Source organism: Neobittarella massiliensis (ex Bilen et al. 2018) (assembly GCF_900289145.1).
Taxonomy (GTDB): domain Bacteria; phylum Bacillota; class Clostridia; order Oscillospirales; family Ruminococcaceae; genus Neobittarella; species Neobittarella massiliensis.
The window spans coordinates 1-14,321 of the sequence record NZ_OKQO01000006.1; the positions used below are offsets into that span (position 1 = coordinate 1).

15 protein-coding genes are annotated in these 14,321 nt (G+C 55.5%); 14 read left to right on the plus strand and 1 reads right to left on the minus strand.

Features of this window, described 5'->3' with window-relative positions; translation table 11 throughout:
- Positions 1-231: 231 nt before the first annotated feature.
- Complete coding sequence (locus tag C6Y32_RS09070; protein WP_129589426.1) at positions 232-1,614, plus strand: DUF5011/hyalin repeat domain-containing protein; 1,383 nt, start codon at positions 232-234, stop codon at positions 1,612-1,614.
- Between the two features lie 58 nt (positions 1,615-1,672).
- Here C6Y32_RS09070 and C6Y32_RS09075 read toward each other — a convergent pair whose 3' ends face one another.
- On the minus strand, positions 1,673-2,383 hold the full coding sequence (locus C6Y32_RS09075) for a tRNA 2-thiocytidine biosynthesis TtcA family protein (protein WP_105204996.1): 711 nt from the start codon (positions 2,381-2,383) through the stop codon (positions 1,673-1,675).
- Positions 2,384-2,689: 306 nt separating this feature from the next.
- Here C6Y32_RS09075 and rplM point away from each other — a divergent pair, with 306 nt between their 5' ends.
- The 13 genes from rplM to C6Y32_RS09135 all read left to right on the plus strand — a co-directional run bounded on the left by rplM (position 2,690) and on the right by C6Y32_RS09135 (position 14,312).
- Entirely contained in the window at positions 2,690-3,118 is a 429-nt protein-coding gene (gene rplM, locus C6Y32_RS09080; RefSeq protein ID WP_105204997.1) for a 50S ribosomal protein L13, read from the plus strand.
- 17 nt (positions 3,119-3,135) lie between these two features.
- Positions 3,136-3,534 (plus strand): 30S ribosomal protein S9, encoded by a 399-nt coding sequence (rpsI, locus tag C6Y32_RS09085; RefSeq protein ID WP_105204998.1) that lies wholly within the window; start codon positions 3,136-3,138, stop codon positions 3,532-3,534.
- A gap of 442 nt (positions 3,535-3,976) precedes the next feature.
- A complete protein-coding gene (locus tag C6Y32_RS15375; RefSeq protein WP_015535538.1) occupies positions 3,977-4,141 on the plus strand; it encodes a hypothetical protein in 165 nt (54 codons plus the stop codon).
- Between the two features lie 145 nt (positions 4,142-4,286).
- Complete coding sequence (locus tag C6Y32_RS09090; protein WP_105204999.1) at positions 4,287-5,135, plus strand: ParA family protein; 849 nt, start codon at positions 4,287-4,289, stop codon at positions 5,133-5,135.
- Positions 5,089-6,060, plus strand: a complete 972-nt coding sequence (locus C6Y32_RS09095; protein ID WP_015535536.1) for a ParB/RepB/Spo0J family partition protein — start codon at positions 5,089-5,091, stop codon at positions 6,058-6,060. Before C6Y32_RS09090 ends, C6Y32_RS09095 begins: the two co-directional genes overlap by 47 nt.
- A gap of 283 nt (positions 6,061-6,343) precedes the next feature.
- Positions 6,344-10,573, plus strand: coding sequence for a SpaA isopeptide-forming pilin-related protein (locus C6Y32_RS09100; RefSeq protein ID WP_015535535.1), 4,230 nt, complete (start codon positions 6,344-6,346; stop codon positions 10,571-10,573).
- Positions 10,574-10,762: 189 nt separating this feature from the next.
- The gene (locus tag C6Y32_RS09105) at positions 10,763-11,005 is read left to right on the plus strand and encodes a hypothetical protein (RefSeq protein WP_015535533.1); all 243 of its coding nucleotides are present in this window, start codon (positions 10,763-10,765) and stop codon (positions 11,003-11,005) included.
- Positions 10,998-11,237 (plus strand): hypothetical protein, encoded by a 240-nt coding sequence (locus C6Y32_RS09110; protein ID WP_015535532.1) that lies wholly within the window; start codon positions 10,998-11,000, stop codon positions 11,235-11,237. Before C6Y32_RS09105 ends, C6Y32_RS09110 begins: the two co-directional genes overlap by 8 nt.
- Positions 11,237-11,860, plus strand: a complete 624-nt coding sequence (locus C6Y32_RS09115) for a hypothetical protein (protein ID WP_015535531.1) — start codon at positions 11,237-11,239, stop codon at positions 11,858-11,860. Before C6Y32_RS09110 ends, C6Y32_RS09115 begins: the two co-directional genes overlap by 1 nt.
- Positions 11,857-12,495 carry a DUF7007 domain-containing protein gene (locus C6Y32_RS15520; protein ID WP_015535530.1) on the plus strand — a complete coding sequence of 213 codons (639 nt, stop codon included), beginning with the start codon at positions 11,857-11,859 and terminating at the stop codon, positions 12,493-12,495. Before C6Y32_RS09115 ends, C6Y32_RS15520 begins: the two co-directional genes overlap by 4 nt.
- Complete coding sequence (locus C6Y32_RS09125) at positions 12,495-13,451, plus strand: hypothetical protein (protein WP_015535529.1); 957 nt, start codon at positions 12,495-12,497, stop codon at positions 13,449-13,451. Before C6Y32_RS15520 ends, C6Y32_RS09125 begins: the two co-directional genes overlap by 1 nt.
- Positions 13,448-13,993, plus strand: coding sequence for a hypothetical protein (locus C6Y32_RS09130; protein ID WP_015535528.1), 546 nt, complete (start codon positions 13,448-13,450; stop codon positions 13,991-13,993). Before C6Y32_RS09125 ends, C6Y32_RS09130 begins: the two co-directional genes overlap by 4 nt.
- A gap of 10 nt (positions 13,994-14,003) precedes the next feature.
- A complete protein-coding gene (locus C6Y32_RS09135) occupies positions 14,004-14,312 on the plus strand; it encodes a hypothetical protein (protein WP_015535527.1) in 309 nt (102 codons plus the stop codon).
- The last annotated feature ends 9 nt before the right edge of the window (positions 14,313-14,321 follow it).

Sequence of the window (14,321 nt, forward strand, 5' to 3'; positions counted from 1 at the left end):
ACAACTTTCGTATGGAGTTTAAAATTTCTTTAATGGCAGACATTGGCAATTCTTCTTTCTTGCTTTTTCTACCATTATATTACATCATTTACTAAATTTAGTCAACTATTTATTGTGACATAGCCTTCAGTTAAAAAGACAGACGATATCCGTATTGACCGCACCGCGCCAAAGCTGTCTGCTAGCGGCAACACCATTACTTTGACCGATAATCTCTCCGGTGTCTGGAAGTTGCAGAAAAAACAGTCCAACGGCAGCTTTGCCGATCTTGAGACCTTTGCATTGAGCGCAGACGGTATCGGTGCCGCCAGCCAAAACTACACCATTCTTCAAAACGGGGTATACCGGGTAGTGGATACCGCCGGTAACGCCGGTGCGGCCACTGCACTGTCTCCCTACGGGCCGCCCGTTGTCACCCGACCCGATCCCAGTGACGGCAGTGATCCGATTGGTCCGGTACTGGATACTGACCAGACACTGCCCGGCCCCACTGTAACGACCGATGCCGACACCGGCCTTAATCACGGAGCCATCACCGAAAATATCTTCGAGTACATCGATGAGCAAACACCGCTCTACGGCGGGCGGTTCACCGCCGCCCATGCCCAGGCGCTGATGGATTACCGCTACAGCGTCACCACCGATCTGCCCGGCGGTCTCACCACCAGCTTGACGGTGATAAAAGACGGCGTCGACGTCACTGCACAGGGTATAGATACCACGCACCCGGGCAGTTTTACCATCCGCTATGTCGCCACCGACCCTCAGGGCAACACGACCACCATCCTGCTCACCGATACGCTGGTCGACCGCCGAAAACCGCCGGTGGTAGTCTACCCGGACGAAAAAAATCCCCCGGTGGGCCCGCCCATCGACCCCAATAAAACGCTGCCCGACCCGGTAGTCACCACCGACCCCGATACCGGCTACCGGCACGCGCTCATCACCGACGAGGTGACCGAGACCATTACCCGTGCGCCGGCACTGTACGGTGGGCGCATAGACCGCCAAACGGCGCAGGCGCTGCTCACCGGGCGCTTCGACATCCGCTCGGCTCAGCCCGACGGGACACTCTCTCCATTGGGGCTGCAGATACTCGCCGCCGATGGCAGAGATATCACCGCCCTGGGCATCGATACCACCGTGCCCGGCGACTATCTGCTGCGCTACGCCGTCGCAGACAGTCAGGGCAATCGCACCACGGTAGAGCTCACCTATCACCTGGTCAAAAACCCCAACGACCCCACCGGGCAGATCACCCACACAGTGGACCCATTTGACGGCACAGAAAGCGGTGCGGGGCAAAACGGCTCTTCGGTCGATACCGGCCTCGGCGGTAACGGTGCGGCGGCAGATTGCCGGCTGCACTGGCTGGCCCTGCTCGCGGCGGCAGCGACCGTGGGCTATACGCTGCTGCGCCGCCGGCGCACCAGCTGGCTGCCCGATATTCTGTTCTTTGGCGCCTTGGCCGGGCTGTGTGCGGTGCTGTGGCCACTGTCCCACTGCCCGCTCGACCACAGCAGCCTGCTGGCCTATGCCGGTGCGCTGCTGGTATGCTGGGCAGCCCGTCTGCGAGCGCTGACGGCACCGGCAAAAAGCCCCGAGAACAAGTAAAAAAAGCGAGGAGCCGCGGCTCCTCGCTTTTTTCTATCTGTACACGGCGGCCATACCGCTAAAACCCATCCAGATGTGCCCGCTGCATAGCTCCAAAAATGCGGTCGCGAAAACCGTGATCCCGGTGCTCCATATCCCGCACATACTGCTTGGTCTTCTCCCGGTTGGTGTGTCCGTCCACCGGGCATTTGCTCTTTACAATGGGCAGCCCCAACCGTCTGGCCGCCGACGAGATCTCTCCCTCGCTGGCCAGCACCAGCGGCCTGATCACCGTCATATCTTTGCGCGACAGGTAGGTCACCGGCTGAAAGCAGCCCAGCCGCCCCTCTGAAAACAGGTTCATAAAAAAGGTCTCCACCGCGTCGTCTTTGTGGTGGCCCAGCGCCAGCTTGTTGCAGCCGTTGGCCTTGGCCGCGTCGTGCAGGCTGCCCCGCCGCATGCGCGCGCACAGGCTGCAGGGGTTTTTCTCCTGGCGCATGTCAAAAACGATGGGCCCGATCTCGGTGGGCTTTACCACGTAGGGGACCTCTAGCGCATCACACATTTTCCCAATGGCCGAAAAATCGGTGCGCACATTCTCGTGCCCCATATCGATAGAGATGGCCACCAGCTCGTAATCGATGCCGATAAACCGCCGCAGCAGCGCCAAGCTCTGCAGCAGTATCAGCGAGTCTTTGCCCCCCGACACGCCGACGGCGATCCGGTCGCCATCGGCGATCATGTCGTACATCTGTATCGCCTTGCGGCTCAGTCCCAAAATGCGCTGCATCGCAGTCTCCCCTCCTGTTGTGTGGCGCCGGTGCCCGATTCGCCACTCTTTTAAACCGGCTCCTATTATACCGGTTGCGCGCGCAAAACGCCAGCACCCAGGCCCCGCAAAACAAAAATAGAGAGCGAGGAAATGAGGTGTAAAAACGAGTAAAACAGAGAAAACGGGAGTTCTTCTCTGGGTATATTAAAATTTCAAGCAAAAGTGTTGACAAGCCGTGGGCCCGGCACTATAATAAATATTGCGCATCGGCCCGGGTGCCGGTGTGTGCCACCTTTATTACTATGATTATCAGGGGGAACTGAAATGTCAACTACTATGCCCAAAGCAGCAGATATCAACCGCAAATGGTATATCCTCGACGCTGCTGACAAACCGCTGGGCCGTGTCGCTGCCACCGCTGCGCACCTGCTCAACGGCAAGCACAAGGTCACCTATGCGCCCCACGCTGACTGCGGCGACCATGTCATCATCATCAACTGCGACAAGGCTATCCTCACCGGCAACAAGCTGGATAACAAATTCTACCGCCACCACACCGGCTGGATCGGCGGCCTGAAAGAGGTCAACTACCGCACATTTATGAAGTCGAATGCCGACAAGGCCATGATGCTGGCGGTCAAAGGTATGCTGCCCGATACCGTCATCGGCCGCAACTCCCTCACCCGCCTGCGGGTATACAAGGGTTCCGAGCACAAACACCAGTCTCAGAAACCCGAAGTCTACAACGGTTAATTAGGAGGTATTCATAAATGTACGATAAGACCCCTTACTACTACGGGACCGGCAGAAGAAAGAACTCCGTCGCCAGAGTGCGCGTTTACACCGGCACCGGTAAAGTCACCATCAACGGCCGCGATATCGACGACTACTTTGGTCTCGAGACCTTAAAGGTCATCGTCAAACAGCCTCTGGCACTCACCGGGACCGAGGGCAAGTTCGACATCGTCTGCACCGTCACCGGCGGCGGCGTGTCCGGCCAGGCCGGCGCTATCCGCCACGGTCTGTCCAGAGCTCTGCTGCAGCACGATCCCGAGCTGCGCGGCGACCTGAAAAAAGCTGGTTTCCTCACCCGCGACCCCAGAATGAAAGAGCGCAAAAAGTACGGTCTCAAAGCTGCCCGTCGTGCGCCTCAGTTCTCCAAGAGATAACAGGCCCGACAAACCAATTCAAAAATGCTCAAAAAGCCCGGAACCATGCGGTTTTCCGGGCTTTTTCCTTTCCAAAAAGTCTGTTGTCCTTTGTCCGATTTTGGAAGGATTTGACCTTGCCTGACCCGGTTTTTCTTGATTAATAATGGGGCAACAGGCCCTTTTTGACCCCGTTATGATTAAAAAATGGGGCAACTGCGAGCCGAAATCGGGGTGTTTTAGAGGGCATTTTCCCCGTCATTTTTTCGATTCCATGACGGCCTTTGTGAACGGTTTTTCTTTTGAAGGGGATGTCCTGATTTGTCAGGATTTGACCAAACCGAATCCAGTTTATCTTGTCCTTCTGAGTTGCCGCTGCTGTGTTTCAAGTGGATGAACTCTCGCACATTTGCGGCGCAGTGTTCCTTCCATATATACTGAAAGCGTAAAGGAGGAACGCCCTATGAAAAAACGGAAATTCAAGATATACCTCACCCCCGCCGAAAACAGCATTGTGATCCAGAGCCTTAATCACCTGCGCAATACTATGCTCCGTGAAAACCGGGACACCGGCTGCCTGGATGAACTTCTGCTCAAAGCCATGTGCGCCCCGGTGAAGAAGATGTAAAATTACATATCGCTGCCAGATGAGCCGCTTATTCTTTTCAGAAAGAGTAAGCGGCTTTTTTCATGTCCATCTTTCGGATTTTCTCATACATAGCCGTCCGTCTTGCCAACGGGCGGCTAAATCTAAGAAGAAGGAGGACATGAAAATGCCGGAACAAAGAAGCCGCCCCAGGGATGGCCGCGTGATCGCGCTGGCCAACCAGAAAGGCGGCACAGGCAAAACCACCACGACGGTGAACCTGGGCATTGGTTTAGCCCGTCTGGGGAAAAAGGTACTGCTCATTGACGCAGACCCACAGGGCGACCTCACCACCTGCCTAGGCTGGCAAGACCAAGACAGCCTGCCCACCACCCTGGCCACCGTTATGGAAAAAGTGATCCGGGATGAGCCATTCACCACGGATGAGGGCATTTTGCACCACAGCGAGGGCGTAGACCTTATGCCCGCCAACATTGAGCTGTCCGCGCTGGAAATGAGCCTGGTCAACGCCATGAGCCGGGAGTTTACTTTGCGGACCTATGTCAATGAAGCCAAGAAGCACTATGACGTGGTTCTCATTGACTGTATGCCGTCCCTGGGTATGATTACGATCAACGCCCTGGCTGCGGCGGACAGCGTGATTATCCCGGTGCAGGCCCACTATCTCCCCGCCAAGGGCATGACCCAGCTTATGAAAACCATCAATAAGGTGAAACGGCAGATCAACCCGGCTCTGAAGGTGGACGGGGTGCTGCTCACTCTGGTGGATGGGCGCACAAACCTTGCCAGACAGACAGCAGATACACTGCGGCAGAGTTACGGGAGCGTGTTGAAAATTTATCGTTCCGAGATTCCCGTAGCCATCAAAGCCGCAGAAATCAGCGCCGCAGGCAAGAGTATTTACGCCTACGACAAGGGGAGCAAGGTGGCCCAGGCTTATGCGGATTTTTCAAAGGAGGTGCTGGCGGATGGCGAAAAGCAACGGGCTAAACTTCAATCTTCCCTCAGTCGATGACCTGTTTTCCACGGAGGAAGAGCGGGCTGAGGCACGGCTTGAAAAAGTTGTCAATCTTTCGCCCACGGAAATCAGCGACTTCCCGAACCACCCGTTTAAGGTGCGGATGGACGCAGCTATGCAGGAAATGACGGAAAGCGTGAAGCAGTACGGCGTATTGGTCCCTGCCCTGGTGCGCCCCAAACCGGAGGGCGGCTATGAAATGGTGGCCGGACACCGCAGGAAAAAGGCGGCGGATTTAGCGGGGCTTGCGAAAATCCCCTGTATTGTGCGGCAGCTCACCGATGATGAAGCCACGATTATCATGGTGGACTCCAACTTGCAGCGGGAGCAGATTCTGCCCTCGGAGAAGGCGTTTGCCTACAAAATGAAGCTGGACGCATTAAAACGACAGGGTCAGCGGACGGATTTAACTTCTTCTCCACTGGATAATAAGTTAAAAGGCGTTACAGCAGCCCAGCAGATCAGCAGGGATAGCGGAGATAGTCAACCTCAGATTTATAGGTATATCCGCCTTACCCACCTTATCCCGGAAATTCTGGAGCTGGTAGATAACTCAGTCCTTAAAGACCAGGAAATGCTCCAGATTGCCATGCGCCCTGCGGTGGAGCTGTCCTACCTGCGAAAAGAAGAACAGGCCGACTTGTTCGCTATCATGGACGAGATGGACTGCACCCCGTCCCACGCCCAAGCCATCAAAATGCGACAGATGTCCGAAGCCAAGACTGGAGGGGAACGGCTGGCCAAAGACGCCCTTGTTTCCATTATGAAGGAGGAAAAGCCCAATCAAAAAGAACAGTTCAAAATCCCAAAAGAAAAAATCAGCCGGTTTTTTGCGCCGGGGACGCCCACGCAGAAGATCGAGGACACCATTGTCAAGGCGCTGGAACTTTACCGCAAACGCCAGCGCAGTTTAGAGAGATAGCCCACTCACAAGGGGGAAGTGCGCCCATTTGCAGGGAAACGGCAGCTTGTGCCGGTTCCCCCTCTCCACACCTCACCCCTTCCAAACAACCTAAACAGCCTAAAAAAAGAAGATATTTGGGGAGCCTGGATGTATATAGAAAGCTCCGGCCTCTTTTCCACAGGCAGACATCGGGCTGCGAGGAAAACCGGGCGGGCCTCTCTTTTTTAGACAGTAACCAACACAAGCCGCAGCACATCGGAAACGGTGTGCTTTTTTGCGGCCATTTCAAGGAGGTAACACGATGAAAGCATTGAGAAAGCCCCTGTCCCTGTTCATGGCCATGCTCATGTGCCTGGGCATATTCGCAGGGACGGGAACCACAGCGTTTGCCGCAGGGGAAACCATGACGACGTATATGGTGGAGTTCCCCCGTGCCAGCGACCCCAACAAGGCAGGCTGGGGACATTCCGCTATGAATTTCTTGGGCGGATGGTCTACCGGCGAAAATAACGGTTTTACCATCCACACGCAGGATTCCTTTAACGGGAAAGTCATCTACTGTATCGAACCCGGCGTCAGCGTTCATTCCGGCGACCAGTTTACTGGCCGGGGCGAGGATTTCTGGGATGATTACCCGTCCGATCTGAACCCCACTATCCCACCGGACACCATCAAGGAATATATCGGGCGGATTATGACCTATGGATGGCAGGGCAACGCCAGCACCTCATGGATGACCGATGACCCGGAGGACGCCAGCAAGATGGCCGGGGCAATCGCCACCCAGCTTCTTGTCTGGGAAACCGTCGTAGGCGAGCGCGACAGCCAGTTTAACCATGTGGACGCCAACGCCCAGGGCAAGAACAATATCGCGGAATATACCAGCCCGGAGAATCCCCTTTACAGCGAGATCTTCAGCCAGTATTCCGCTATTGAGAGCGCGGTAAAACGCCATACCATGCTGCCCAGCTTTTTCAGCAGCACCGCAGACGCCGGGGCCTACGAGCTGAAATGGGACGGCCAGCAGTATTCCCTCACTCTCACGGATACCAACGGCGTGCTGGGAGATTACACCTTTACCAGCAATATTACCGGCCTGAACTTCTCTGTGGACGGAAACCAGCTCACCATCACTTCCAGCCAGGCCATCAAAGGCTCTGTAACGGTAAAAGCAGAAAAAATCTCCGCCCAGCGCAGCGGCGTAGTGGTATGGACGGATGGGATTATCGGCGGCGGCAAGCAGGACTTTGCCACCTACGGGGAAACCGTGTCCGATTATATGGTGGGCTATCTGAACCTGGAAGTAAAAACCGGCAATATGAAGCTGGTCAAGACTTCCGAGGATGGACAGGTAGCCGGGATCAGCTTCACCATTACCGGCGAAGGATACAGCGCCACCAAGACCACCAATGAGGCGGGCGAGATCGACATCTCCGACCTCAATCCCGGCGTTTATACCGTAACCGAGCAGTCGATTGACAAATACGAACCCCAGGAAAGCCAGCGCGTGACCATCGTCAGCGGCCAGACCGCCACCGTGACTTTTAGCAACGTGCTCAAACGCGGCAGCCTGGAAGTGACGAAAACCAGCGAGGACGGGCTGGTGGAGGGCATGACCTTCCATCTGTACGGCACATCCCTCTCCGGGCAGCCGGTGGATGAGTATGCGGTGACAGACGGAAACGGTGTGGCGCGCTTTGAAAACGTGCTCATCGGCACGGGCTATGTACTGGAGGAGGTGGATACCCCCATCCGTTATGTGGTGCCGGATTCCCAGACAGCCACCATCGAGTGGAATGAAGTGACCCACAAGAGCGTGAACAATGTCCTCAAAAAGTTCCGTGTCACTGTCACCAAGAGCGATGTGGAAACGGGCGCGCCCCAGGGCGACGGTTCTCTTGCCGGAGCAACCTATGGGTTGTATAAGGGAGATACACTCATCGACAGCTATACCACCGATGAGAACGGCCAGTTCACCACCGGATATTACGTCTGCGATTCGGACTGGACAATCCGTGAAATCAACCCCAGCGAGGGCTACCTGCTGGATTCCTCTATCCACAAGGTAGGCGCGGAACCGGAATTGTATGAGATTGAGCTGAACGACACCGCCAACGATGTGACGGAGCAGGTCATCAAGGGCGACATTGCCATAATCAAGCATACCGACGACGGGGAAACCCAGATCGAAACCCCGGAATCCGGCGCGGAATTCCAGGTGTTTTTGAAATCAGCCGGCAGCTATGAAAATGCCAAGGAATCTGAGCGCGATGTCCTCGTCTGCGATGAGAACGGCTTTGCACAGTCGAAGAAGCTGCCCTACGGCACCTATATCGTCCGTCAGACCAAGGGCTGGGAAGGCCGCGAGCTGATGGACGATTTTGAAGTGTATATCGCTCAGGACGGCCAGACCTACCGTTATCTCATCAACAACGCCAACTTTGAGAGCTTCATCAAGGTGGTCAAGGTGGACGCGGAAACCGGCGTCACCATCCCCTATGCGGGGGCCGGGTTCCAGATTTACCGTCCCGATGGCAGCAAGGTGGAAATGACCTTCACTTACCCGACGCCGACCACCATTGATACGTTCTACACCAATTCCGAGGGCTATCTGGTAACGCCTGAAAAGCTGGAATACGGCGCGGGATATTCCCTGGTTGAAGTACAGGCCCCCTACGGCTATGTGCTGGACAGCACCCCGGTTTACTTTGATGTGACCGAGGACAATTCCAGCGTGGAAGGCGGCGTGACGGTGATTGAAGTCACCAAGCCCAACATGGCCCAGAAAGGAATCATCAAAGTCAGCAAGACCGGCGAGGTATTTTCCTCTGTGACAGAAAACGAGGGCGTTTACCAGCCGGTGTATGAGGTGCAGGGCCTGCCCGGTGCGGTGTTTGAAATCACCGCCCTGGAGGACGTCTACACCCTGGACGGCACCCTGCGCTACTCTGCGGGCGAGGTAGTGGACACCATCACCACCGGCGAGGACGGGACAGCCCAGAGCCAGCCCCTCTACCTGGGCAAGTTCCAGGTGAAGGAAATCCAGTTCCCTCACGGCATGGTGGATACCGGCGAGAACGTCACCAACGTGGAGCTGGTGTACGCAGGCCAGGAGGTGGAAGTCACCGAAACCTCTGCCAGCTTCTACAACCAGCGCCAGAAAGCCCTTGTGACGCTTGACAAGGTGCTGGAGCAGGATGAAACCTTTGGCATTGGCATGAATGGCGAGATCTCCGCCGTGACCTTTGGCCTCTATGCCCAGGAGGACATCACCGCAGCAGACGGTTCCGTGATCCCGGCAGACGGGCTTCTGGAGATCGTTTCTGTGAATGAGAACGGCCAGGCCGTTTGCAGCACCGACCTGCCTTTCGGCAGCTTCTACCTGAAGGAGCTTTCCACTGACAGCCATTACCTGCTGAATGGCGAAACCTTCCCGTTCACCTTTGAGTACGGCGGGCCTTCTGTTGCCGTGGTAGAGATTTCCGCTAATGATGGCGAGGCTGTCACAAACGAGCTGATCCGCGGCGAAATCAAGGGCCTCAAAACCGATGAGAACGGCACGGGCCTGGGCGGGGCTGTAATCGGTCTGTTTAAGTCCGATGAAACCGAGTTTACCGCCGAAAACGCCCTTGCCACCACTACCTCAGCGGACGACGGCAGCTTTTCTTTCACCAATGTGCCTTACGGTGATTGGGTGCTGAAAGAACTGGAAAGCCCGGAAGGGTTCATCCTCTCCGATGAAGTGATTCCCGTTACTGTGGAGGAAGATGGACAGGTTGTAGAGATTTCCCTTGCCAATGAGCGTGTGTATGGTGATCTGCGGCTCACCAAGGTGGATAAGGATTATCCCGATAACAAATTGACGGGCGCTGAATTTGAAGTGTACCGCGATACCAACGGCAACAAAGAGCTGGACGAGGGTGACGAGCTGCTGGGCAAGCTGGAGGAAACCAGCACCGGCATTTACGAGATGTCCCACATCCTCTACGGCGGCGTGTTCGTAAGGGAAACCAAAGCGCCGGAGGGCTTCCTGCTGGATGAAAACGCCTATTATGTGGAGATCACCGAGAACGGCAAGATTTACGAGGTAGAGAACGAGGCCGGGATTGGTTTCACCAACATGGCCCAGACTGGCTCCCTGCGGATTGAAAAAACGTCCAGCGACGGCAAGGTGGAGGGCTTCTCCTTCCGCGTGACCGGGGCCAACGGCTACGACCAGACCTTCAAAACGGATAAAAACGGCGAAATCTTCATCGAGGGCCTGCGCGTAGGCGATTACACCGTGTCCGAGGTATCGGATGGGGCCAGCGCCAACTATGTGCTGCCTGCGGATAAAAAGGTGACGATTCTGGCGGATAAGACCACTGTGGCGCAAATGCACAATGAGCTGCGCGACACCCCGAAAACTGGTGACGACAGCAAGCCGTGGCTGTGGGCGGCCCTGATGGGCGTATCCGCTATGGGCGCTGCCGCCCTGGGCGTTGCGGCCTATGTGGGCAAGCGCAAAAAGGACAACCATACCGCAAAATAACGGCGGTTTGAATCTGTGTAAGGAGGAATGATTTTATGGAACTGAAAGCGATTATTGCCATTGCGCTGGTGGTATTCATCATCGGCGGCCTGATTTTCCTGAAAGTCAGAAGCCGGAAGAAGTAACCAGCCAGGGGCGGCCATGCGGGGCCGCCCCTTTTACATACCAAAAAAGAAAGGAGCTTTGCAGATGAGAGAACGATTTGAACAACGGCTGTTCCGCATCTTTGCCCAGGCTGGTTACTCCCCGGTGCAGCTTCTCACCATCACCCCGGAGGAGATGGTGGAGGTCCCCGGCATTACCGTTCCCAACATCCGGGCGGTGCTGTGCGTCCAGAACAAGGTGCTGGCAGACCGGAATAAAGTCCGCAGCGGCAGGCTGGTGGAGGAATTGCTGAAAGAAGCTGAAGAAAGCAGGTGTTGCCATGAATGAACTGCACCTGCTGGACATACTGGCGGCTCGGCATGGCTGTTTCATCTCCGACTTAAATCTTTCGCCTATCCTGCGGCGGGCGGCCCTTTTGGACCTGTGCAGGATGGATGAGAACAGCTACCCGCTGTCTCAATGGCAGGACACGGTGCGCTACCTTACCGGGGATGAACGGGATTTTGCCAGTGTAAAGGAAATCAAAGTATTTATTAAACAGGAATTGGAGGCAGAGTGATGAACGATGATTCCACAGAAAAACGCATGGCCGGTGATTATGAGATTATCCAGGCGGTGCAGATTGGCGACCGCGAGGTTGTCCTGGGGGAAAATCCGCAGGATGAAACCGGCATGAAGTATATGTGCGCCTTTTGTCGGCAAAACGCCTTATTTGCAGAATACAGCGAAGTGATGGCCAGTGATGATTTCCCGGAGATTGTGGAGCTGTTCGGCCAGCGGGTTGCCGAGCAAGCGCAGAAAACCCACATAGAACTCAATAAGCCCCGCATACAGGGCATAGACGACCGCCCCATTACAGCGGAGGGCTGCATCCCCATTTCCTATGAGGATGATCTGCACGGGAAAATCGTGGTGATAAAGCCGGAGGTGCTGCGCCGGGAATACCGCAGGGCCACTCGCCAGCTCAAGCTCTGTATGGGAGGCTTTGGGGCTTCCCCGCACAGCAGGGGGTCAGCCTGTTACTGCGTTGACCTTTATACTGGAAAAGAAAGCCGCTATGAGCGCATGGACGTGCTGGGAACGATACAGCCGGAGGACCTTCCCGGCTGGGCCAAGCATGGCCTTACTGCGATTCAGCAGGAACAGGCCAAAAAGAAAACCGCAAAGGAGCGTGAGCGATGATGGATTACAGAGAAAACGCCGGATATATCATTACGGATTCCTGTCATGTGGGCGACAGCGAATTTGTCTTGGGTGTTCATTTGACAGCGCCCCAGCAGTTTGTCACCTGGAAATGTAGTAACCGGACGGACTACGATTGGGGCCACTATTTCAGCGACCTGTTTTCCGCGCAGAAGGATTTGGTGGCGCGGGCGCAGGAGGAGGTGCAGTGCCTGGAGGAACAGCGGCAAAACACCATTGCGCCGGAGGCCCCGCCCTATTCCCCATGGGGCAAAGTCCAGGAGTGCGAAACGCTCTGCCCCGGCGTTTATTCCGTTTCTACCCCAGGGCATGGCGGCGTTATGGTGCGGCGGGAGCTGGCGGAAAAGGTATTCCGAAAAGAAGCGATGGGCTGCGGTTTTATAGCGAGCGGTTATCTTTGCTTTGAGGAAGATAATGACGCGCAGGTGGCTCTCCGGGAGCTGATGGATAAAAAGATGATCCAGGCTCCGGTGAACGGGCGCTTTGCCCCCGGTGCGTATGAGGCTGTTATCAATAGCAGCGTGCAAATTCACCACCCCGAATATTGGCAGGCAAGGGAAAAAGCCATATCGGAGCAAAAACGACAAGCGAAAAAGAAAGGACGTGAGCGATAATGGAACTGACAATTACCAGCATGACCCCGGCGGATCGCCTGTATGCGTACAACCAGAGCAGCCAGCTTGAAGGGCAAACCGGCTGTATCGGCCATCTGCGCGGGGATTTTGGCGCTGGAAAAGAGTTTTACACTTCCTGGTTCGACCATCGGAGGGAATACAAGACGGACGAGTTTAAGGCGGAGCTTGATGAGGTGGTCAACACTCTGCGGGAGAAGAATGGGCTGCTCTGTACCCGTGACAGCATGACCAGGTTTTGCTATCAGAACCCGGAGGCTGAGTTTGAGGGAAACTACTGCGCCGAGTATGGTTTTAAGGTGCAGACGCCGCAGCACACCTATATGCTCCGGTGCAATCCCAATTATGGAGACTACAACTTTTACCTCTACGCCTACGTTTCCCGATTCCTGGAACACCACATGGAAAAGGCCAAACAGGGTATCCGGTTTATCACGCCCGGCTACAAGGAGCTGTTCCGCATTCCCGACGGCGACCACATCCGCATTTTCACTGGCGGCGGAGAAACCCGCGACCGCACCTGCCGGGTCATCGACGAAACCCATTTTGAAACCAGCGGCGGGTATTCCAGCGCCCTGTATCATATCTGCGAATTTGCGGAGCGATTGGAGCAAACTCACGGGAGCGTGATCCCGCTGCGTTCTTCTCTGCCGGTGCAGTGTTTTAGTGTACTGCCCTCATCCGGGGAGCTGATTCTTCTGACCAGGGGCGAAAAAGGCTACAGCCCTTGCTATGATTTTTCAACTCCTGACGCTCAACAGAACCGAGAGTTTGCAGACGACCGCAATGTGAAGAATGGCGTTACCAAAGCACAGGAGGCCGCCATGCTTGCCGGCTCCATGCTTGGCTGGCAGACTCCCGCCGCCGATCCCAGAAACTATGACGAGCAGGGGCAGCCTATCAAGCCCAGGCAGAAAGACCGGGGTGAAGCCCGATGAAGGAGGAAAGACACGTTATCTGGAGCAATTATGGCCTGGACTATGAGGATTGGAGGGATGACCTGGAGGCGGACTACCCGGATTTATCCGAAGATGAGCGCATTTCCCTGATGTATGAGATCAATGGGGATTACCTGGATGATGAACGCGCCAACCTCAATGTGCAGCTCTCCCAACCGATTTTAGTCGTAGGCGACCTGGGCCTGTGGAATGGTCGGCGCATGGGATATAAGGAAATCCCCAGCGGCAATATCCGGGACTGCCTGTATTCCGATACGGATTATTCCACCTGGTATGTGGACCGGCTGGGTGATCTGCGGTGCGACGCCATCCACCATGATGGCACGAACTTTTATCTTTACCGCGTTTACAAGGACAGCGCCAGCCCTTCTCAAATTGAACTGCTGAAAGAAAAACTATATCGCGGCATTGCAACCCGCGCCGATATTACGAGAGTGACCCGCAGGCTGGGCGACGACATCGCCAAAGTCTACGGGTTTTCCATTCCCCGGCAGCGGCAGGCCGTCGCCATGGAAAGATGAGGTGATAAAAATGGCGTCTTTACCGCCCGTAAAACTGGATACGCATGAGGACTGGTTCAACTTGCTGATGACGGTTCTCCATCAGCAGGCGGAACAGAACCCCTATGAAGAATACCGGGAGATGGCTCAAAAGCTGATCGACCAGTTTATGCGCTATGGGAGGCCCTTTGTTGACAGTGACCATGCGCCCTGCGTGGCGCTTCGGATGTACCCGAAGGAGGCCGGAAATACCATCTGGCTGTTGCTGCTCTCCCTGTGCAATCAATATGACCCTGATAAGGATTACAGCGCAGAACTGAAAGCTGCGAAAAAAGAATAAGAAAAGGAG